Genomic DNA, 19,492 nt, shown 5'->3' with positions numbered 1-19,492 from the left:
TTGCATTATGGCGTGACTACACGACCGAAATGACCGCTTGATAAACACAGGCGAAAGCTGCTCAAAGCCCTATTCAAACAACTTGGCAATGCCTTCCGGATATAGTGGACGATCGCATAGCAGCATCCATCATGATGCAGGGGCTCACGGCAAGCCATTTCGCGACAGACTTTTATCCGGTTCAGCCTGGCGACATCGCTTTGGTGCACGCAGCTGCGGGTGGCGTGGGGCTTTTCCTGACGCAAATCATCAAGCGGCGCGGCGGTCATGTCATCGGGCGCGTCTCATCCCCGGAAAAAGCGGCGATTGTCAAAGCGGCCGGAGCAAATCATGTCATTATCGACAGGGACGGACAGTTCGCAAATGAAGTCTTGCATCTTACGGATGCGGTGGGTGTCAACGTCGTCTACGACGGATCGGGACCGAAGACTTTCCAAGACTCCCTCGCCTCACTCTGTCGTTCCGGTACTTTTTGCTGGTACGGACCGGTACTGGGCGGGCCCGGTCCGCTCGATCTTATGAGCCTGCCGAGAAGCATCGAGATCGGCTACGCCACCTTCTTCGATCACATCCCCACTACCGAACTCTTACGGTCCCGAAGCAAGCAACTTTTTGACTGGATTGAGGACGGTTCGCTGAAGGTCATGATCGGCAACACTTATGCACTTGCCGATGCCCGCCAGGCTCATGCGGATATGGAAAGCCGGGCTACAACCGGCAAACTCCTGCTCATACCCTGACGTTCGTTTGTCCTGCCATATGAATATCATCGGCGCCGGCTTCCGGCGCCGATGAGTCCTGTAATTGTCAGAGCTTACCCGGACCGGCTGTCAATGCGAGCAGACCGGTAAGAGGAGACGGCTCTTGAGACGTGAGATCGTAGGGGCACGCAGTGGCAAGCGTTGCGAAAGCCATTACGGCGATAATGAAAATCTTCATCTCAACCTCCGTTATTGCGAACCGGAACTCAGGTGAGATCCAGTTCGACTGCTATGTTTCCACGCGTTGCTTTCGAATAAGGGCAGGTCTGGTGAGCATCCTCAATGATCGCTCGAGCAATCTGCGGCTCAAGTCTATAGCGCGACAATCAGGATGAGACGCTTGCGACAATCTGGATGAGATTCTTAGGTCGCGGTCGGGATCAAATTATCATGCTGATTGCCGTTGACAAGTTCTTCTTCGTTTTCTGATTGCCGCTGCGCGACAGACAGCGTTGAGGTCCTGATTGTCGCAAACGAGGCCGGTCGGCCCCGCTGGCGTTTTTCTTCAAGCGCGGTTCTGCGGCGATAACTTTCGACATTCATCTCGAAGATCGTGGCATGGTGCACAAGCCGGTCGACTGCTGCGAGTGTCATGGCAGGATCTGGAAAGACCCGGTTCCACTCTCCGAACGGCAGATTGTGCGGCAAACCGGCCATAGCCGGAAGCTCGTTCGTGACGTTTTAAGGGGGCAGCGTCTCGACGTGTTCCGAACGCGGCACAGTTCTCTGGATAGCTGGTTGCCTTGGCTCAACAGCCGCTGGGAAGAAGGGGCACGGAACGCTTCGGCACTCTGGCGTGAGATGAAGACGAAGGGCTTTGTGGGAAAGAGTGGTGTCATATCGCAATGGGCTCAACGCCGGCGTCTTGCGGAAAAGGCCAATCAGAGCGGGCTCGCCAGAACGCCGTCCGCACGGGTTATCGCACGGCTCATGACCACCGCGCGCGACGACCTTGCAAAATCCGAAGTGATCCTGGTGGCGGCGATCGAAGTGAACGTCTCGGACCTTGTGGTCGCCCGTACTGCCATTGGTGATTTCCAGTCCATGATCCGCTCGAAGACAGCGCGGAAGCTCGACGAGTGGTTGGAAGCCGCTAAGGACAGCTTGGTCGGATCGTTTGCCGGCGGCGTCGAAAAAGACCTCGACGCCGTCAGGAATGCAATCATATCACCGTGGTCAAATGGGCAAACGGAAGGACAGATCACACGCTTAAAGCTCATTAAGCGCCAGATGTACGGAAGAGCAAAACTCGATCTCCTGCAGGCGCGGTTGATCGGTGCGTCGTAGACCTGCACAGCAGCAAATGTGCGTCAGAGCCAGTTCTCAGCGCAAATCAACAGCATATCAGTCTGACCGGAGATTACATCTGGACCCCGACGGACAGCCCCGATCTCAGGCCGCTCCGGCGAGAAACATCCATCCTCGCTGCATGATCACGATATGTTCTCAAATGTAGGACAGATTCACCACTTTCGTGTCGTGACGACGAAACAGCCTATGCCGCATGATCGCCCCACAAATCCTCATGCTCCCCAATTCGGGTGACTAGGCCCTTGACCCGCCCATCTAATCATAAGACTTCCAGCCAACATGCTCACTCCAATCGCGAGGAGGAGGGGGCCGGCGAACTCGTTGGCGACAATGCCCGATGCCGAAGAAACCGACAGCAGCATCAGGCTGAATTCTCCTCCATGGGCCAGGATGATCCCAGTGCGCCAAGAGGTCTGAAGCGACTCGCCGAATAGTCGGGCGACGACCAAAACGATCAGCGTCTTGCCCGCGAATATAATCGCGAGCCAGATCAGCACGACAGGCCATGCAGATGGAATGATCCAAAGTGGCAATTGCGTTCCGATGCCGACAAAGAAAATCCCGACAAACAAATCGCGGAAGGGCCGAATCTCGTTCTCGACAGCATGGCGCGCGTCACCCTCGCCGATAATCATGCCGGCCGTGAATGCAGCGAGTGCCGGAGAAAGACCGGCGGAGGCCGCGACAATCGCAGACCCGAGCGCAATGGTAAGTGCGAGGAGTTGGGCAAGCTCCGGATCGCCACGCGACGCTACCCAACGGGCAAGCACCTGCAACGGGCCACGGGCAGTGAACAGAGCTGCAACCAATGCCATTGCACTGGCGACGACCGTTATCACGCCATGTCCCTCGGCGGCTCCACTCATCGAATCGTGCAGAAGCAGGAATGCGACAGCTGCCAAGTCTTGAAACAGAAGCACTGCGATGGCCAAGCGCCCATGAGCCGATCCAAGAGCGTTCGCGCCTGCGAGCACCTTGAGGCACATGGCTGTGGATGACATCGCAACGGCCCCGCCGATGAGGATTGCGGAAACTGGTGCGAGATCGAAGACCAAACTCGCTACCAACGAAACCGTTATCGTCGTGACTGAAACCTGTACAGCCCCAAGACCGAAGACATGCTTCCTGAGTGTTACGAGCTTCTCGAAGGAGAATTCCAGACCAAGTGCGAACAGCAGGAGTACGACTCCGATTTCGCCAATACTGCTCAGGGCAGCGCTCTCCGCAATCAGGCCGAGGCCAGCGGGTCCAATGACTATACCGGCAAGAATGTAACCGACGATGCTAGGCACGCCAATCCGTGAACATATCGTCACGAGTACGAACGCGGCGCAAACCAACAAGGCCGCACTTTCGATAAATCCAGTCACGCCATGCATGTTCTTCTCCTGATATCATGTCGCAGGAAATGCCAATACTTGTATACTCTAAACGTGCGACCGCGCCCACTGCGCTATCTGCGCGGCAGGCATTACACCGCTCGTCCTCGCGATTTCCTTGCCGCCCCTGAACAAGATCATGGTGGGAATGCCGCGGATCCCGTAACGATCGGTGATCTGCTGTTCGGCTTCGGTATCGAGCTTGCCGAGACGGAACTGAGGTTCGAGCGAACGCGCCGCAGCCTCGAACTGAGGTGCCATCATCTTGCATGGCCCGCACCATTCCGCCCAGAAATCGACGAGCAGGGGCAGATCGGCATCGGCGTGTCGGTCGAAACTGGCGGCGGTCAGTGTGACTGGCCGGCCCTCGAACAGGGCGGCGCCGCAGCGGCCGCAGCTGGGGTTATCCGTCAGTCGTTCCTGCGGCACGCGATTGACGGAACTGCATTTCGGGCAAGCAACGGTGGGCATTCTGTTCTCCCTTTGAGTGTCGTTTCGGAGGGGCAGGTGCGTATTTCAGAATCCGCGGACAGCGATTTCAGTAAATCGCGGACACTTGTTTCGCTAATTCGCGGACAGTTCAGCCGCGGCGTTTTTCAGGCCTGTTGTTGATCAGACTTACGTTCTTTCGTTGTCCGCGCTGAGCGTTATGTCAATGCCGGATTTGGCTTTGCGCATGCTATCCCCTTCCAAATTGATGCGGTGAGCATTGTGCACGACGCGGTCGAGTATCGCATCGGCAACGGTTTCGACTTGGGCGATCGCCTTTCGACCGACATCGGCCAAGACCAACGTCTGGTCGTCGATTTCCGTGATCGGCTTTTGCTCGACGACCCTGATGAGTGAAGCCGCGGGCATTTGGCCGAGTTGCGGATCGATCGGGCCCAGCACGGAGTGGTCGCACATCACGATCTCGTCTGCGGCCAGAGCGATCAGCGTTCCCCCCGACATGGCGTAGTGCGGCACGAAAACTGTGACCTTGCCCTTGTGTCCCTGGATGGCGCGAGCAATCTGCGTGGCAGCGAGGACCAGTCCGCCGGGGGTGTGCAGCACGATGTCGAGCGGCATTTCGGCGTCCGTCAGCTGGATCGCGCAGGACTTCCTCGGAGTCGTTAACGTCGATGTAGCGAACCAGGGGAAAACCTAGGAGGTTCATCGTCTCCTGCCGATGGATCATCAGGATCACCCGGCTTCCGCGTATCCTCTCGATTTGAGCGATCTTCCGAGTGCGCATCGCCTCCAGATACTTCCTCTGCAGTGCCGGCTGCAGTGCGGAGACGATGAAGAACAGCCAGAGCAGTTGCATCAAATCCATGGATTTCCTTTTCCTTTCCTTCGCCCATCCGGCAGGAAGCCGTATATTCCCTCGTCGCGGTAGTAGTTGCGATAGGTGACTGCAGGCCTGCGTAGAATCGGACTAGGCCGCGTCGACGAACCGGCACAAGGGGGATTCCCCCGAGGCGGATGACGTGATTCGAGGCTGACCTCTGGAGAGGAGGTCGGCCTTGGTTCGGGATCGTTTGATGGATGCGGAGTGGGCGATCTTCGCCCCGTTCCTGACGGAGCAGTCGGCCCGCGGCGGCCGCCCACCGAAGGACCACCGGCGCACGCTGGACGGCATCTTCTGGATCACCCGAACCGGCGCGCCGTGGCGTGACCTGCCCGAGGAACTCGGGAAGTGGAACTCGGTCCACCGCCAGTTCCGGCGCTGGACCACCTCCGGCATCTGGGACGTGCTGTTGCAGGCGCTCGCCGACAGCGGCGGCGAGGCCGACATGCTCCAGATGATCGACAGCACCATCATCCGGGCGCACCACTGCGCTGCCGGAGGAAGGGGGGGACCCAAAGTCAGGCTCTCGGCCGCTCGCGCGGCGGCTTCTCGACCAAGCTCCACCTGCGTGCCAATGCCGATGGCCTGCCCATCAGCGTCGTGCTGACGCCCGGCGAGGCCCACGACCTAATCGCCTATGACGACCTCATGGCCGAGCGCGACAGCGATCCCGGCGTGCTGCTCGGTGACAGGGGCTACGACAGTGACCGCCTGCGGCAGGATGCGCGCGACCGGGGGGCCCAGCCGGAGATCCCGACCAAGCGGAGCCGCAAGGTGCAGCACAGCGTCAACCGACGCCTCTACGCCCTGCGTTCCCGCATCGAGTGCTTCATCAACCGTCTCAAGAACTGCCGCCGCGTGGCCACCCGCTACGACCACACCGCTTCCAGCTTTCTCGGCTTCGCCCTGCTCGGCTGCATCCGCTTATGGATCAGGTTCGTCCACGCGGCCTAATGGGGTGAAAAAGCATACACTCCTGAGCAAAGAGAGGGGCGCGACGCGCCCCTCTTACGCCCTATCCAGCGGTTTCAGAACAACTTGGACAGCTTTGCCTTGATTTCATCGAGCCAGCCTTTTCCGCCGCCTCCCCCAGCCGTCTTTTGCTTGACTTTCCTGAGTTCAGCATACAGGGGCTCAAAGTCCTTCTTCTTTCCATAGCCCAGCAGTTCTGCCATTTCCAACTGCTGCCGCGCTTCGTTCAAGAATGTCTCCAGGCGCTCATTGGACGCTTCGCTCCGCTGACCATCTTCTACCAAGGTCTCGGCGCGCTTCAGGAGCAGCCTGGCGCGCAGGGCGGGCAGCGGATGCACGCTGCGCGTCTCGACCAGCGTGCTGAGCGCTGCCTGCAGCGCGGCTTTGGCTTCTTCAATCTTGCCCTGATCGATCAGCGGCACGACTGACTTCACGGCTGCGGGATAGGACGCCAGAGGGATGTTGGTGACCGCGATCACGATTTCACTGGCCAGCAAAGCCAGCACGTGACGTGCCTGTTGCACCTCGCCATGTTTGAGGGCATCCAGCGCCTCGTCGGTCATCGCCTCAATGGTTTCCGTGTTGGCGAACAAGTCGTGCACGATGGTGCGCACATCAACGGGGGCCAGGGCAAGCGTGGGTTCGCGCGCAACAATCAGCTCCAGCTTTCCAGTCACTTCGGCCAGCATTGCCAATGCGCGTGCAGCGTCCTTGCCGTCAAGTGCGGCCAGCGCTGATTTGGTCAGCGCCAAGGCCGAGACGGCCTCATCGAGGACTTGTTTACGTTTGTCTGCCGCCTGCGAGCCCGTTTCCTTCTGAACCTCAGGCTGTACCTCCGTGACGACTTCAGGCTTGGCCTCTGGACTGACAGGAAGGCTGCTTACCGCGGCCTGTTCGTTTATTTCTTTGTTCGTCGCATTGGGATTCGATGTTTGCTCATTCATGGTGATATGCCTCGTATGAGTTAGTGAAAATAGGCGAATCTATTGGGGCTGACTGCGAACATCGCGAGACTGACCGACCGAACAGTCGGCCCCTTCATCACCTCAAAACAGCTTTTGGAGGCGCGTCTTCAACTCGTCGAACCATCCCTTGCCGCTTTTGCCACCAGCCGACTTTTGCTCAATGGACTTCACCTGATCGAAGATGGGTTTGAAATCCGCCTTCTTGCCATAACCCAGGATCTGCGCCAACTCGATCTCCGTGCGCACGGACGACAGCAAGGTGCTGAGCTCCTCGTTCTGCTTGGCATCGCGCTTGTCGGCCTCGGCCAGCTTTTCAGCTTTTGCCATCGCGGCTTCAGCCCGTAGCACGGGCAGAGGAAAGGCGACCGAGGTCACCACCAGCGTGTTCAGTGCTCGGGCGAGTTCCGCCTTGGCGTCGTCGATCTTGCCGCTGTCGATGAGCCGTGCGGCCGACTTGATCGCTGCCGGGTACGTTGCCATCGGCAGGTTGTCGGTTTCGATCACGATTTCGCTGGCCAGATTGGCGACGATGGGCCGGGCCTTTTGCACCTCGCCATCACCCAACAACTCCCGAGACAACTTGACCGCTTTCTTCACCGTTTCCACGTTGGCGTGGATATCGTGGGTGATGACGCGTACATCGACCGGCGCCAAAGCAAGTTTGGCGTCGCGTGCCAATACCAGTTCCAGCTTTCCGCTGGCCAGTTCCAGCGCAGCGAGCGCCTCCTTGGTCTTCTTTGCATCAAGGAGTGTCAAAGCCTCCTGGGTCTTGGTGAGCGCCGTGATGGCGTCCTGAGTGAGCTCAGCACGCTTTTTTTCGGCTTCCCGGGCGGCCTTGTCATCTACCTGTGGCTGCGCCGCCTTGGATGCGGCAGAGGGTGCTGCAGCACCTGGGCTAGAACCTGCCGCCGATTGGGCCTGAGCCGGTCCGCTAAGTCCGACGACGACCGCCAGGGCAAGTGCGGAGAAGGTTGATTGGGGCTGTTTGATATTCATGATCTTGGGCTCCTAATTAAAGTTAGTTGACTGAGATTTCAATCTGTTTCGGTTTGGCTTGCTCGGCCTTGACAAGCCGCACTTCCAGCGCGCCGTCTTTCATCGAAGCCGTCACCTTGGTCGAATCAACGTTGTCAGGCAAGACAAAGTTGCGCACAAAGTGACCTGCCACTGAACTTTCATCCAGCGGCGATTAGAGTCTCGACCGTTTCTGTTACGCCGTTGGGCGCGGGTTGAGCAACGGGCGGAGACGCGAAGCCCTTATCGAGCGAAGCGTCGGAGCCGGTTGCGGTAAGGGTTCCGGCGAAGGCCGCCGGGGTCTGGTATCCGAGCGAGGAGTGCGGTCTCGCGGTGTTGAAGTCCTGCCTCCATTCGGCGATGGCGCTGCGGGCGTGGTCGAGGCCGAAGAACAGGCTCTCGTTCAAGAGCTCATCGCGCATCCGGCCGTTGAAGCTCTCGACGTAGCCATTCTGCATGGGCTTTCCGGGCGCGATGTAGTGCCACTCGACGCGATGATCCTTCGACCAGGCGAGGATCGCGTTCGAGGTGAACTCCGTGCCGTGGTCAGAGACGATCATGCCCGGCTTGCCGCGTCGGGAGATCAGGTCCGTCAGCTCACGAGCAACGCGGCGACCGGAGATCGACGTGTCCGGGATCGCTGCCAGGCATTCGCGCGTCACGTCATCGACGATGTTGAGCACACGGAAGCGCCGCCCGCAGGCGAACTGATCGTGCACGAAGTCCAGCGACCAGCGCGCGTTCGCCCTTGCCTCGACCAGGATCGGCGCCCGCGTGCCCACCGCGCGTCGCCGCGCCCGGCGCTTGCGCACCGTCAGGCCCTCCTCGCGGTAGAGCCGGTAGATCGAGCGCATGTAGCTGGCCGTCATCCCGTCGTCTTTCTTGCAATTGTCACACCCGTCCACGCCGGAGGATCAGAGGCGGGGAAGGATTCGAGCGAGGCTTCGAGGACCGGATCGAAACTCTCCCTGTCGCTGGTAGACGGGTCGGCCGTGCTCTCATGCTGGACGCCTCTTGAGAGGCGGCGATCGGGGCGGAACGGGACCCGGAAGGCTCCCGGGGCATCGACGCCCCTGTGCAGCCGGTGGCGCGTCTCACCCGCCCAAGGGTTCGCCATCCGGGCTCCCCCAGCGTCCTCGCGCACGACATAATGCCAGTCCTGCCTCTCTGCGAAGTCCACGGCGCTTTCGCGGTCGGGAAACTTCAGCCGGATCGGACGATAGGGATCGTCGCTGGAGGTATATCCCATCAGCGGCTCGATGTGGGGCGGGCGCGACGGCTCGAATTCCAGTATCCAGTAGTTGGGCCGCGGCGCCGATGTCATCGCGGAACGTGCCGGCCGGTAAATGATCGCGGTCGGAACGTCCCATGATCTCATGTTGGTCCCGGGTATCTTCGGCGGGAATGGTGGGCGATTGTGACCGCGCATGTCAGCTCTCCTGGGTGTCGGTTGATGCGAGAATGTGACGTTCGAGATCGCCGAGTTTTTCCATTCGCCTCGAATTCAGGCGAACGGCGCGTTCGGTGTTCTGCGAAGGAAAGGCAGCAGCGTGCAGGACGTCCGACCGCATCGCTATCGTGAGATCGGCGACGGCATTCATCACGCCCTCTCGGTCCCCGTCCGAGAGCGTGCCGTCAGCAAAACCGGACTGCAAGCTCTCCAGTACCTGCTCGAAGCTGGACACGACCCCTGCACTCGCGACCACAGCCAGCTTGTGGCTGAGAACACGCAGTTCATCGATCAGCTTCGCATCGTGCCTTGCGGTTTCCACGATCTCTGCGACCTTCTCGATGCAGGCCATGTAAATGTCGCATTGCTGCTGGAGGATGATGACCCTTCCTTCCTTGCGAAGCTCGAGATCGGTCTGGCGATTGAGAAGCGCCGCGGTCAGAATGATCGTCACGACAGCGCCGAGGAAGATGAGCGTCATCTCCTGCGCGAAAGGCAGTATGTCTTCGGCAAGATACATCGAACGAAAAACGAAAACGATGCCGATGCCCAAGGCAGCGGCCGCAGCAGCAAATGCCAAGTCAGGCAGGCGGTTCGACATCAGCACCTCGCATTTTCGGTGTCAGGTGGCATGCACGGCTTCGCATCGGCGTCCGGCGCCTCTGCGTCCCGGTGCCGCAGGAAGATTGGCGTCGGACCGCTGCCGAACGGATTGAAGCCGGTGCTCAGGCAACGGTCGAAGATCGTTTCGTCCCATCGGGTGAAATCGTGCTCCTCGCCGGCAAGTCGCCCGTCATCCACCACAGGGCACCTCACGCCTTTGCCGATGGGGGAGCGTCATCGAAGGCCGCACCGTCCGAACGATCCGCCTTGCGAAGCCGTAGCCCGAGGAGGATCATCATCACCCCGAAGACCGCGGCGTAGAAGCCGATCAGCCAGCCGAGCGCGAGGAAGCTTTCGACCGGGCGCGTCAGCAGCATCCAGGTCACGACGACACCGAGAACGACCGAGAGAAGGCCGCTCAGGATCAGCCAGATTTCGCCGTTGATTTCCTTTCGCAGGCGGATCGCTGCCGCGATCTCGAGGGCACCCGAGAACACGGACCAGAATGCGATGCTGGCCCAGAGGAATGTCGCAAGCACAAGCGTCGCCACGAACGGCGAGAAGACCACGACGACCCCCGTGGCGATCCCCAGAATGCCGCTGAACATCAGCCAGCCCCAGCGATCGCCCCCGCGGATGTTGCGGACGGCGGCGACGAGGCCGAACACGCCATCGGCGAAGGCGAAAGCGCCGAAGACCAGCGTCAGAGCAAGCAGCGACTCCGCAGGCATGAGGAAGGCGAGAACCGCGATCACCAGCGCCAGGACACCGCGCAGCACGAACAGCCACCAGTTCCCGGACAGGCTGCCCAGCATGTCCTGCATCGTGTCGGATTGCTTTGCAGAGGTTGTCGTCATTGGTCCATCTCCTGTTCAGGTTTCAACTCAGTAGTGCCGATTGTCTCCGCGCCGGCCAGGGCGGCCGCCACGCGGCGGCGGTCCTCGACCGGTTGAGGCAGACACTGCGTCCGGGCAATTTCCCTTTCCACGGGCGCGCGCCCCGATGCCTCGCCGATCAACCCGGCTTCGACCAGCGTGCCGCGCAGTGTCTCCGCCGCGTTCTCTGCAATCTTCAACACTTCCGCCTCAGTGAGACCCAGGAGGTGCGCCGTCTCCGCGATCGTGGCGTCTTCCAGGTACATCCGATACAGGACGCGGCGCTCGACCGGAGCAAGATCTGCGATAGCCCGGTGCAGTGCCATGGCGATATCATGACGATCCACTTCGGTCTCGGGGTCTGTGCCGCCGTCGTCGGCGATGAGGTCCTCCAGCATCAGCACTTCGTCGGGCTGGTAGAACTCGAACATCGCCTGATCCGCCTCGGTCGGATCCTCCGCCGGGGCCTCGGGTTCCGCCTCGATGGAGGCGGCATCCTCGGGCACCGCGCGGCGCGCAGCCTGCGCCTCGGCCTCGACGGTCTCGAAGGCCAGCTGCGTCAGCCAGTCCCGGACGGAGAATTCGGTCGGCCGCCGCTCGAAGCGGTTGAGCCCGTTGAGGATCGTCGCATCGACGATATCGCCAACGCTCAGGTAGCCAGCCGGCACAGACCCGCTACACTCGAGATAGGTCAACTCGCGCCTGACTGTATCGTAGACCGTATCGAGATGATCCTCGATCAGGTCGAAGAAGAGTTGGCGCCGGTCCGCTTCCGCCGCATCCCGCGCGGGCGGCAGCGGGGCGCCGATCCGGCGCCGGCGGGCGGGACGCTTGTATTCAGGCTCGTGCTTGAGGCGCGCCACATGCCGATCGACCTGGTGGCGCAGGTCGGCAAAGGCCTTGCGCAGGACAGGCTCGATCTCGAATCCATCTTCCCGCGCCGCGATCACGCCCGACGGCAGTTGCAGGCGCAGGCTGACTTTGATGCGCGTCTTGCCCCTCGTCTGCGAGGCAACGACTTCGAGCCGGACCAGATCCTCGCGAAAGCGCGCAAGGTGCGGTTCAAGTTGCCGCACCTCTTCCTCGATGACCTCAGGCGCGCGCTGTTGGCCGTGCCGGTCGAGATTGCGGAATGATCTAATGACGTTCATGCCGTGGACCTTCCTATAACTCTCCGAAGAGATGGTCCGGCGCGACCGATATCGCGCCGGGCCAGTCTTTTGCGCTGTCACTCGGCGGACTTGTCGTCCTTGGACTGCACCTCATCCCCAACGCTGGGCTTCGGAACGTCCGTCTTGTCTTCGGCAACTTCGCTGGGCTCCTCGATCCCGGCCTTGACCTGATCGTCCGGGCTGTCGTCACCGGTGTCCTTTACGATCTTTTCGAACACGACCCTCTGTTCGTCTTCCGACCAGGCGACGCGGACCTTGTCACCATCCTCGATCCGCCCGGAGAGCATTTCGCGGGCCAACTCGGTCTCCAACTCCGACCGGATCAGCCGGCGCAGCTCGCGGGCGCCGAATTCGGGACGGAAGCCGACCGCGCCGAAGTGATCCACGACGCTCACGTCGAATTCGAGTTCGACGCCCTGGGTAAGGGCGGTCCGCTTCACCCGGTTGAGCTGCAACTCGACGATCTGGCGGATCTCCGACTGATTCAGCGAATGAAAGACGATGATCTCGTCGATCCGGTTGATGAACTCTGGCCGGAAATGACCGCGCAACACCTCCATCAGTTCGGATTTCTGCTTGGCCTCGTCGAACTCACTGCTGCCGCGCTTCTTGAGGTTGCGCTGGATGATGTCCGAACCGAGGTTCGACGTGGCGATGATGATGGTGTTGGTGAAGTCCACCACGCGCCCCTTGCCGTCGGTCAGCCGACCGTCGTCGAACACCTGCAACAGAATGTTGTAGACATCCGGGTGCGCCTTCTCGATCTCGTCGAGCAGCACGACCGAGTAGGGCCGACGGCGCACCTTCTCGGTCAGTTGCCCGCCTTCGTCGTATCCGACGTAGCCGGGAGGCGCGCCCACCAGCCGGGCGACCGAGTGGCGCTCGCCATACTCGGACATGTCGATGCGGATGATTGCGTCCTGATCGCCAAAGATTACTTCGGCGAGCGTCTTGGCCAGTTCCGTCTTGCCAACCCCGGTCGGCCCGAGGAAGAGGAAGGTCGCCGTAGGTCCGCGTCCCTCGCGCAGGCCCGCGCGCGCCAGCCGCACAGCATCGGCCACGGCGCGGATAGCCTCTTCCTGGCCGATGACGCGCTCATGCAGCTTGTCTTCGAGCTTCAGAAGCTTGTCCTTCTCCTCGGCGGTCAGCTCGGTGACCGGAACGCCGGTGATCTTGGAGACGATCTGCGCCACATGATCGGCGCGCACCTCGGCGGTCGCCGAAGCCTGGTCGCGCTTCCAGATTTCCAGAAGCTCGTCCAGCTCCTTCTGCTTCTGCTCGAGTTCCTTCTTCAGTTCCGCTGCACGGTCGAATTGCTTGCGGGCTGCGGCATAGTCCTGCTCGCGCTTGATCTGCGCGGCTTCGGCCTCCAGCTCCTGGACTTCCACGGGGCGCGCCGTGGCGCTGATCTTCACCCGTGCGGCTGCCTGATCGATCAGGTCGATCGCCTTGTCGGGCATGAAGCGACCGGTGATGTAGCGATCCGAAAGCTCGGCCGCCGCAACGATGGCCTCGTCGGTGATCGTCACCTTGTGGTGTGCTTCCAGCGTGTCGCGGAGCCCCCGCAGGATCATGATGACCTGAGCTATCGTGGGTTCCTCGACATAAACCGGCTGGAACCGTCGCTCGAGCGCCGCGTCCTTCTCGATGTATTTCTGGTACTCGTTGAGCGTCGTCGCACCGATCAGGTTCAGCTCGCCCCGCGCCAGCGCCGGCTTGAAGGTGTTGGCGATGTCGAGACCACCTTCGCCACCGCCCTGGCCGGCGCCGACGATGGTGTGGATCTCGTCGATGAACAGGATCAGGCTGTCCTTCTCCTCGGTGATCTCCTTGAGGATCTTCTGGACTCGCTCCTCGAACTCGCCGCGATACTTCGACCCGGCCACCATCGAGTTGATGTTGAGCTCGACCAGCCGCTTGTCGCGCAGCGCCTCGGGCACTTCGCCCGCGACGATCCGTTGGGCAAGTCCCTCGACGATGGCGGTCTTGCCCACGCCGGGCTCGCCGATCAGCACCGGGTTGTTCTTTTTCCGGCGGGCCAGCACTTCGATCGTCGTCTCGATCTCGCGGGCGCGGCCGATGACGGGATCGAGCTTGCCCTCGCGGGCGAGCTTCGTCAGGTCACGGCTGAACTGGTCGAGATCGGGCGTGCTGGAAGGCGCCTCCACGCGGCCCTCCTCGGCTCCCTTGCCCACGACCTTGGTCACCTGCTGGCGAAGCGCCTGCGGCGTCAATCCGTATTTGCGCAGGATCGACGCAGCCAGGCCTTCACCTTCCTCGGCAAGGCCGATCAGCAGGTGCTCGGGTCCGACATAGGAATGGCCGAGTTCGTTCGAGGCGATGAAGGCCCGGTTCAGCGCGTCCTTGAGGCGAGGACTGACGCCGATTTCGCCCTCCGCCTTGGCCTCTCCACGCTTCGCTTCCTTCTCGATCTGGTGCCGCAGATCGTCCACATCGACCTTGAACTGTTCCAGGATCGTCTTGACGACGTCAGACGAGGTCAATGCCAGAAGCAGATGTTCGGTATCGACCTCGCTGCGCCCGAATTCCCCGGCCTTCTGTGCGGCATCCTGCAGCAGCTTGTTGCCCTGTTCGCTCAGCCGGTCGGCGATGGTGCGTCCGCCGCCGCGCCGCGATCCACGCCGCGGCGCGCCCTCGCCGAAAGTGGCGTCGACGACAGCGTCATCGCCATCACCCATGGAGCCGAGCGTGCCGCCTCGCAGCGGACTGTCACCAAAGAGGCTGCCGAAACCGCTCTCGCCGAAGAATTCGTCAAGAAGGGAACGCCGTCCGAACAGGGACTCCAGCGGCGAGGCGCTGCGCCCCGACCGGCGCGCCATTTCGCTGTAATGCTGGTCGCACAGCTCCATGTTCTGAACTCTGCCGTTCACCGAAGCGCGCACGCGCGCCGTCGCCGGGCGACCGCAAATATCGCAAGTTCCGTTTGCCATTTTTCCTCTCCGTTTCTTTATCCAGTCAGGGTTGTCCGCGATCATCTGCGTCAGTGACGGTGTCAGGCAGCGACCGCTTCCGTTCTTTTCATCTTGGACCCAATTGCCACCAGATCGGGCTCGTCCAGTGTCTCGCGTTGCAGGAGATCCTGCGCGGATTGCTCGAGCAGCGCCCGGTTGGCTTCGAGAAGCGAGAGGGTGCGCTTGAACACGCCATCCACGATGTCGCGCACCTTCGCGTCCATTCGCTCGGCCGTGGCCTCGCTATAGCGGCGGTTCAGCCACGACGACTGGTCGCCGGTGCCGAGAAAGCCTGGCCGATCGCTGTCGTAGCTGACATGCCCGAGGTCTTCGTCCATCCCGTACCGCGCGACCATGGCGCGGGCGATATCGGTAGCCTTGACCAGATCGTCGGCCGCCCCGGTCGAGACATGATTGTAGATGATCTTCTCGGCCGCGCGCCCGCCAAGCAGGACTGCGATCTTGTTCTCGAGTTCCTCCCGCGTCATCAGGAAGCGGTCCTCGGTCGGGCGCTGGATAGTGTAGCCGAGCGCGCCAATTCCGCGCGGGATGATCGAGACCTTGTGCACCGGGTCCACCCCCGGCAGAGCCATCGCCACCAGCGCGTGCCCCATCTCGTGGTGCGCCACGATCTCGCGTTCGCGCGGATTGAGCACGCGGTTCTTCTTTTCCAACCCCGCGATGATGCGCTCGACGGCATTGTTGAAGTCGTCCATCGTCACCGCATCCGCCTTGCGGCGCGTGGCGAGCAATGCTGCCTCGTTGACGAGATTGGCAAGATCCGCGCCAGAAAAGCCGGGAGTAAGCGCTGCGACATTCTCGGCATCAACGTCTGGGGCGAGCGTCACTTTCTTCATGTGCACGTTCAATATCTGCACACGCCCCCTCTTGTCGGGCCGGTCCACCAGCACCTGACGGTCGAAGCGTCCCGCACGCAGCAGCGCGGGGTCGAGGATCTCGGGCCGGTTGGTGGCGGCCAGGAGCACGATGCCCACCGAAGGGTCGAAGCCGTCGAGCTCGGTCAGAAGCTGGTTCAGCGTCTGCTCACGCTCATCATGGCCACCGGCGATCTGGCCGGAGGAGCGCGCCCTCCCAAGAGCGTCGAGTTCGTCGATGAAGATGATTGCCGGGGCCGATTTCCTGGCCTGCTCGAAGAGGTCGCGCACCCGTGCGGCACCTACGCCCACGAACATCTCGACGAACTCGGAGCCCGAGATCGAAAAGAAGGTCACGCCGGCCTCGCCTGCCACCGCGCGCGCCAGAAGCGTCTTGCCGGTGCCCGGCGGCCCGACGAGCAATATGCCTTTGGGGATATGTGCGCCCAGCTTTCCGTATTCGGCGGGGTTTCTGAGGAACTCCACGACCTCCTCGAGCTCAGCCTTGGCCTCGTCCACACCGGCCACGTCGGCGAAGCTGACGCCGGTTTCCTTTTCCATGTAAACTTTGGCCTTGCTGCGGCCGACCTGCATGAACCCGCCGAAACCCTGCTTGTCGGCGAACTTGCGGAACAGCAGCATCCAGATTCCGAAGAAGACAAGCGCTGGCGCCACCCAGGAAATCAGCGTGCCGAAGAAAGTGTTTTGCGGAACGCCAGTGATCTCGATACCTGACCGGTCTATCCGTTCCAGGATTGCGGGATTCACTACAGTCGTCACGAACTGCTTCTTGCCGTCGACGGGTTCGGTGAAGGTGCCTGTGATAGTGTCTGACCCGACCGCGACAGAAGAAATTTTCCCGTCAGCGAGATACTTCTCGAACTGGCTGTAGCTGATCGGTGCGACGGATTGCCAGCCGGCGATCAGGTTCTGGATGAAAAGCACGGCTATGAAAGCCACCACCCAGTACCAGATGTTATATTCGGTCTTCCTTTCCATGCCGCTTGTCCCTTTCACTGGCGCCCGAGCCGCGCCTTGATCCGCTCGAGCAGCGCCAGCAGGGCGCGCCTTTCGTCCGCCGACAGATCCTGGAAGATTTCATGTTCGAGCGCCGATTGCCGCGGCGCGAGTTCCTCCAGCATCGCCCGGGCCTTCGACGTTGCCGTGACGATCTGCGCCCGCCTGTCGTCGGGCGAGGGCGACCGCTCGACCCAGCCGCCCCGGACCATGCGATCGACGAGCTGGCCGGCTGTGGCCTGGCCGACCTCCAGCAGGTCGGCCAGATCGCCGATGGTCAGCCCAGGCGCATCCTCGACATGCGCCGCCGCCATCCAGGACAGGCGGGTCAGGCCGCTGCCGCGGATGTCTTGGTCGATCCGCTGCTGGATGAGCTGCGCGACCCGGTGGATCGTCGTCCCGATCAGCGCGATGTCCGAAGAGATCATGGTTATCCTTCCGCCGATTGCATGGTACACAGGAGAAACCGCCCCCCATCCAAAACGCAATGCACCCATCATACATGCTTGCATAATAAATGGAACGGCCTATCTTGATAGGCGTTCTCCGAACCCACATCCGGCCGGCACCGTTGCCCGGTCCCTCCATGCCGACGGTTCGGGGGTATCGATCAGCAACAGGAGGCCAGCAATGCTCTACCCGACATATCTGCGCCGCAGCGATCCCTTTGCGCTGATGCGCTCCATGATGCGCGATCTCGACCGCGGTTTCTGGCCGCCGTCCCGCGCGGCGTTCCCGGCGGTAAATGTCTGGCAAGGCCCTGAGGCCGTTGCAGTCACCGCTGAACTTCCCGGCATCGAACCGGGCGACATTGAAATTTCGGTCAAGGACAACGTCCTGACGCTGTCGGGCGAACGCAAGGCGCCCGAGGTTCCCGACGGTGCGCGCTGGCACCGCAACGAACGCGTTTACGGCAGGTTTTCCCGCACTATCCGCCTGCCGTTCGCGGCCTCGGATGACAAGGTCGAGGCGAGGATGACGAACGGCGTATTGCGGATCGTCATCTCCCGGCCCGAGGAAGAAAAGCCGAAGAAAATCGAGATCAAGGCAGCCTGAGAGGAGCTGGAACGATGAGCACCGACATCACGCAAGCCGCCGAAAAGACGCCGACCGACTCGCCCGAGACCACCGGCGGCGGACGCATCTACCGCCCGTTGACCGATATCGTCGAGACCGATCAGGGTGTCTCCATGATGCTTGAAATGCCTGGGGTCGTCGCCGATGCGATCGAAATCACGCTCGAAAATCGTGTGTTGACGATCCGCGGCAAGGTTGACCCGGTGCGGCCGAAAAACCTCGAACTTGCCTATGCCGAATATGGCGAGGGCGATTTCGAGCGTGCCTTCACGCTTTCCGAGGACTTCGACCCCGACAGGATCGAAGCCGAGATGCGAGGAGGCGTCCTAACTTTAACGCTCCCCCGGGCCCCTGAAGCGCAGCCGAAAAGGATCGCCGTCAAGGGCGCCTGAAAACCTAAGGAGACCAATCATGCAGATTAAAGACCTCATTCCCTGGGCGCGCAAGGACAGCACGCCAGATGCGAAGAGCAGCCAAGACAACCCGATCGCGACGCTCCAGCGCGAAATGAACCATGTGTTCGAGAACTTTTGGAACCGGGTCGGTCAGTTCGAATGGCCCTGGGGCAGCGGCGAAGCCAAATCCGACATGGTCGAGACCGACAACGCGATCGAAGTGTCGATCGAGCTGCCGGGCATGGAGATGAAGGACATCGAGGTGACGGTCAACGATGACATGTTGACTGTGAAGGGGGAGAAGAAGATCGAGCGCCAGGTGGAGAAGAAGGGATACTACCTCTCCGAGCGCAGCTACGGCGCAATCTACCGGACAATTCCGCTCCCTCCCGGTGTGGATGGCGAAAAGGCGCAGGCATCCTTCAAGAACGGGGTTCTGACGATCAAGCTGCCCCAGACACCCGAGGCGCAGGCGAAGATCAAGCGCATCGATGTCAAGAACGGCTGATTTGCCACATTGGGTGTCGCCGGTTTGCGGCGTCCGCTCAGCTCCGTTTGATATCACGCCGTCTGGTGAGCCCCGGGGGGCCTGTTTCTCCGGGGCGGCTTTCGAGGGGGAATGATGAAAGACCTGAAACGATCCGGGCTAACCCGTGAACAATGGTCGGCGATGACGCTCTACGAGAAGTTCGAACAGGTCGTCATTTTCGTCCTCAGCGCCATCATTGCGGTTATCGTCGTGGCGTCGGTTTGGGCGCTGATGCGCGAGGTCGTGAACCGGTTGGTCTTGGGAGCGTTCGACACGCTCGATTACGCCACCTTCCAGGTGGTGTTCGGAATGATCTTCACCGTTGTAATTGCGCTCGAGTTCAAGCGCTCCCTTCTTGTGGCGACAGAACGCAGCTTCGGCATTCTCCAGGTCCGCACGATCGTGCTGATCGCGCTCCTCGCGATCGCGCGCAAATTTATCATCCTCGACCTTGGCGAGACGGAGCCAGCCAAGACTGCCGCCCTCGCGGGCGCGGCTCTTGCGCTCGGAGCAGTCCACTGGCTGGTGCGCGATCAGGACCGGCGCGAAGAGCCCGGTGCTAAAAATGCCGAAGGCGATCAATGAGCCGAAGCGGTGTTGTCACGTTAAGTTTCTCTGGCCGGAAAGACCAGGGGCTCGTAGATATTCAGGCGAAACAGGCCGCAATTTTCCATGCATCGAAAGCTTCGAGGCGATGGTAGAGAATTGTGTGTGCGGCTCGGCGACGAGATGGAACAGAGAAACAATTGCGGGTCGCTGAGTGCATGGAGACGAACCGTTGCAACGCTCCAGGTG

General features: G+C 61.2%; 18 protein-coding genes and 7 pseudogenes. 7 read left to right on the top strand and 18 right to left on the bottom strand.

Going from position 1 to position 19,492, the window contains the following annotated elements:
* Positions 1 to 92 precede the first annotated feature (92 nt).
* Positions 93 to 740: pseudogene (locus FGI60_RS25380) on the top strand (zinc-binding dehydrogenase); the annotation flags it as partial.
* A 67-nt stretch (positions 741 to 807) separates the two neighbouring features.
* Here FGI60_RS25380 and FGI60_RS26705 read toward each other — a convergent pair.
* The 3 genes and pseudogenes from FGI60_RS26705 to FGI60_RS25370 form a co-directional block, all read right to left on the bottom strand.
* Positions 808 to 939, bottom strand: a complete 132-nt coding sequence (locus tag FGI60_RS26705) for a hypothetical protein (protein WP_255481881.1) — start codon at positions 937 to 939, stop codon at positions 808 to 810.
* A 28-nt stretch (positions 940 to 967) separates the two neighbouring features.
* Positions 968 to 1,072 (bottom strand): annotated as a pseudogene (locus FGI60_RS26600) (peroxiredoxin); the annotation flags it as partial.
* Positions 1,073 to 1,124: 52 nt separating this feature from the next.
* Positions 1,125 to 1,400: pseudogene (locus FGI60_RS25370) on the bottom strand (ATP-binding protein); the annotation flags it as partial.
* A 99-nt stretch (positions 1,401 to 1,499) separates the two neighbouring features.
* Between FGI60_RS25370 and FGI60_RS25365 the strand changes: the two are divergent.
* Positions 1,500 to 2,048 (top strand): transposase, encoded by a 549-nt coding sequence (locus FGI60_RS25365; protein WP_235889936.1) that lies wholly within the window; start codon positions 1,500 to 1,502, stop codon positions 2,046 to 2,048.
* Positions 2,049 to 2,284: 236 nt separating this feature from the next.
* Here the strand turns inward: FGI60_RS25365 and FGI60_RS25360 are convergent, their stop codons facing one another.
* The 3 genes and pseudogenes from FGI60_RS25360 to FGI60_RS25350 all read right to left on the bottom strand — a co-directional run bounded on the left by FGI60_RS25360 (position 2,285) and on the right by FGI60_RS25350 (position 4,757).
* Positions 2,285 to 3,451: a cation:proton antiporter domain-containing protein gene (locus FGI60_RS25360; protein ID WP_011982915.1), complete on the bottom strand. Its 1,167-nt coding sequence runs from the start codon at positions 3,449 to 3,451 to the stop codon at positions 2,285 to 2,287.
* A gap of 48 nt (positions 3,452 to 3,499) precedes the next feature.
* Positions 3,500 to 3,922, bottom strand: coding sequence for a thioredoxin TrxC (gene trxC / locus FGI60_RS25355; RefSeq protein ID WP_011982916.1), 423 nt, complete (start codon positions 3,920 to 3,922; stop codon positions 3,500 to 3,502).
* 147 nt (positions 3,923 to 4,069) lie between these two features.
* Positions 4,070 to 4,757: pseudogene (locus FGI60_RS25350) on the bottom strand (SDH family Clp fold serine proteinase).
* A 217-nt stretch (positions 4,758 to 4,974) separates the two neighbouring features.
* Between FGI60_RS25350 and FGI60_RS25340 the strand changes: the two are divergent.
* A protein-coding gene (locus tag FGI60_RS25340) for an IS5 family transposase (RefSeq protein WP_235823078.1) occupies positions 4,975 to 5,735 on the top strand; the annotation gives its coding sequence in 2 pieces (ribosomal slippage) (positions 4,975 to 5,281 and positions 5,281 to 5,735; 762 coding nt in all).
* Positions 5,736 to 5,809: 74 nt separating this feature from the next.
* On the opposite strand, the gene yfdX2 is transcribed toward FGI60_RS25340, so the two are convergent.
* The 11 genes and pseudogenes from yfdX2 to FGI60_RS25280 form a co-directional block, all read right to left on the bottom strand.
* Positions 5,810 to 6,697, bottom strand: a complete 888-nt coding sequence (gene yfdX2 / locus FGI60_RS25335; RefSeq protein ID WP_003606681.1) for a heat resistance protein YfdX2 — start codon at positions 6,695 to 6,697, stop codon at positions 5,810 to 5,812.
* 102 nt (positions 6,698 to 6,799) lie between these two features.
* Complete coding sequence (gene yfdX1 / locus FGI60_RS25330; RefSeq protein ID WP_138787491.1) at positions 6,800 to 7,714, bottom strand: heat resistance protein YfdX1; 915 nt, start codon at positions 7,712 to 7,714, stop codon at positions 6,800 to 6,802.
* Positions 7,715 to 7,736: 22 nt separating this feature from the next.
* Positions 7,737 to 7,880, bottom strand: a pseudogene (locus FGI60_RS25325) (Hsp20/alpha crystallin family protein); the annotation flags it as partial.
* Positions 7,881 to 7,893: 13 nt separating this feature from the next.
* A pseudogene (locus FGI60_RS25320) lies at positions 7,894 to 8,583 on the bottom strand (IS3 family transposase); the annotation flags it as partial.
* A gap of 14 nt (positions 8,584 to 8,597) precedes the next feature.
* Positions 8,598 to 9,161 (bottom strand): NADH dehydrogenase ubiquinone Fe-S protein 4, encoded by a 564-nt coding sequence (locus FGI60_RS25315; protein WP_038595117.1) that lies wholly within the window; start codon positions 9,159 to 9,161, stop codon positions 8,598 to 8,600.
* A 1-nt stretch (position 9,162) separates the two neighbouring features.
* Positions 9,163 to 9,783, bottom strand: a complete 621-nt coding sequence (locus FGI60_RS25310) for a hypothetical protein (RefSeq protein ID WP_094544353.1) — start codon at positions 9,781 to 9,783, stop codon at positions 9,163 to 9,165.
* Between the two features lie 211 nt (positions 9,784 to 9,994).
* A complete protein-coding gene (locus FGI60_RS25300; protein WP_043767813.1) occupies positions 9,995 to 10,642 on the bottom strand; it encodes an HdeD family acid-resistance protein in 648 nt (215 codons plus the stop codon).
* Entirely contained in the window at positions 10,639 to 11,811 is a 1,173-nt protein-coding gene (locus FGI60_RS25295) for an RNA polymerase sigma factor (RefSeq protein WP_012754158.1), read from the bottom strand. Before FGI60_RS25295 ends, FGI60_RS25300 begins: the two co-directional genes overlap by 4 nt.
* 77 nt (positions 11,812 to 11,888) lie before the next feature.
* Complete coding sequence (locus tag FGI60_RS25290; protein WP_012754157.1) at positions 11,889 to 14,783, bottom strand: ATP-dependent Clp protease ATP-binding subunit; 2,895 nt, start codon at positions 14,781 to 14,783, stop codon at positions 11,889 to 11,891.
* Positions 14,784 to 14,845: 62 nt separating this feature from the next.
* Positions 14,846 to 16,678, bottom strand: a complete 1,833-nt coding sequence (gene ftsH / locus FGI60_RS25285; protein ID WP_138787490.1) for an ATP-dependent zinc metalloprotease FtsH — start codon at positions 16,676 to 16,678, stop codon at positions 14,846 to 14,848.
* A gap of 14 nt (positions 16,679 to 16,692) precedes the next feature.
* Complete coding sequence (locus FGI60_RS25280; protein ID WP_003603275.1) at positions 16,693 to 17,124, bottom strand: MarR family winged helix-turn-helix transcriptional regulator; 432 nt, start codon at positions 17,122 to 17,124, stop codon at positions 16,693 to 16,695.
* Between the two features lie 202 nt (positions 17,125 to 17,326).
* Between FGI60_RS25280 and FGI60_RS25275 the strand changes: the two genes are divergently transcribed.
* The 4 genes from FGI60_RS25275 to FGI60_RS25260 all read left to right on the top strand — a co-directional run bounded on the left by FGI60_RS25275 (position 17,327) and on the right by FGI60_RS25260 (position 19,282).
* The gene (locus tag FGI60_RS25275) at positions 17,327 to 17,752 is read left to right on the top strand and encodes an Hsp20/alpha crystallin family protein (protein WP_011982929.1); all 426 of its coding nucleotides are present in this window, start codon (positions 17,327 to 17,329) and stop codon (positions 17,750 to 17,752) included.
* A gap of 14 nt (positions 17,753 to 17,766) precedes the next feature.
* Positions 17,767 to 18,165 (top strand): Hsp20/alpha crystallin family protein, encoded by a 399-nt coding sequence (locus FGI60_RS25270; RefSeq protein WP_138787489.1) that lies wholly within the window; start codon positions 17,767 to 17,769, stop codon positions 18,163 to 18,165.
* A 19-nt stretch (positions 18,166 to 18,184) separates the two neighbouring features.
* A complete protein-coding gene (locus FGI60_RS25265; protein WP_003603272.1) occupies positions 18,185 to 18,676 on the top strand; it encodes an Hsp20/alpha crystallin family protein in 492 nt (163 codons plus the stop codon).
* Positions 18,677 to 18,838: 162 nt separating this feature from the next.
* Entirely contained in the window at positions 18,839 to 19,282 is a 444-nt protein-coding gene (locus FGI60_RS25260) for a phosphate-starvation-inducible PsiE family protein (protein ID WP_425598732.1), read from the top strand.
* A 61-nt stretch (positions 19,283 to 19,343) separates the two neighbouring features.
* On the opposite strand, the pseudogene FGI60_RS26870 reads toward FGI60_RS25260, so the two are convergent.
* Positions 19,344 to 19,492 (bottom strand): annotated as a pseudogene (locus FGI60_RS26870) (IS6 family transposase); the annotation flags it as partial.

Source organism: Brucella haematophila (assembly GCF_005938105.1).
Classification (GTDB): Bacteria; Pseudomonadota; Alphaproteobacteria; order Rhizobiales; family Rhizobiaceae; genus Brucella; species Brucella haematophila.
This window is presented reverse-complemented; position numbering and strand designations above follow the sequence as displayed.

What these genes read in the sequence shown, in the direction of transcription:
- FGI60_RS25300 (WP_043767813.1), bottom strand. Translation starts at nt 10,642, where the DNA reads ATGACGACAACCTCTGCAAAGCAATCCGACACGATGCAGGACATGCTG.
- FGI60_RS25315 (WP_038595117.1), bottom strand. Translation starts at nt 9,161, where the DNA reads ATGCGCGGTCACAATCGCCCACCATTCCCGCCGAAGATACCCGGGACC.
- FGI60_RS25310 (WP_094544353.1), bottom strand. Translation starts at nt 9,783, where the DNA reads ATGTCGAACCGCCTGCCTGACTTGGCATTTGCTGCTGCGGCCGCTGCC.
- FGI60_RS25295 (WP_012754158.1), bottom strand. Translation starts at nt 11,811, where the DNA reads ATGAACGTCATTAGATCATTCCGCAATCTCGACCGGCACGGCCAACAG.
- ftsH (WP_138787490.1), bottom strand. Translation starts at nt 16,678, where the DNA reads ATGGAAAGGAAGACCGAATATAACATCTGGTACTGGGTGGTGGCTTTC.
- FGI60_RS25260 (WP_425598732.1), top strand. Translation starts at nt 18,839, where the DNA reads ATGACGCTCTACGAGAAGTTCGAACAGGTCGTCATTTTCGTCCTCAGC.
- FGI60_RS25360 (WP_011982915.1), bottom strand. Translation starts at nt 3,451, where the DNA reads ATGCATGGCGTGACTGGATTTATCGAAAGTGCGGCCTTGTTGGTTTGC.
- trxC (WP_011982916.1), bottom strand. Translation starts at nt 3,922, where the DNA reads ATGCCCACCGTTGCTTGCCCGAAATGCAGTTCCGTCAATCGCGTGCCG.
- FGI60_RS25270 (WP_138787489.1), top strand. Translation starts at nt 17,767, where the DNA reads ATGAGCACCGACATCACGCAAGCCGCCGAAAAGACGCCGACCGACTCG.
- FGI60_RS25290 (WP_012754157.1), bottom strand. Translation starts at nt 14,783, where the DNA reads ATGGCAAACGGAACTTGCGATATTTGCGGTCGCCCGGCGACGGCGCGC.
- FGI60_RS25280 (WP_003603275.1), bottom strand. Translation starts at nt 17,124, where the DNA reads ATGATCTCTTCGGACATCGCGCTGATCGGGACGACGATCCACCGGGTC.
- FGI60_RS26705 (WP_255481881.1), bottom strand. Translation starts at nt 939, where the DNA reads ATGAAGATTTTCATTATCGCCGTAATGGCTTTCGCAACGCTTGCCACT.
- yfdX2 (WP_003606681.1), bottom strand. Translation starts at nt 6,697, where the DNA reads ATGAATGAGCAAACATCGAATCCCAATGCGACGAACAAAGAAATAAAC.
- FGI60_RS25275 (WP_011982929.1), top strand. Translation starts at nt 17,327, where the DNA reads ATGCTCTACCCGACATATCTGCGCCGCAGCGATCCCTTTGCGCTGATG.
- FGI60_RS25265 (WP_003603272.1), top strand. Translation starts at nt 18,185, where the DNA reads ATGCAGATTAAAGACCTCATTCCCTGGGCGCGCAAGGACAGCACGCCA.
- yfdX1 (WP_138787491.1), bottom strand. Translation starts at nt 7,714, where the DNA reads ATGAATATCAAACAGCCCCAATCAACCTTCTCCGCACTTGCCCTGGCG.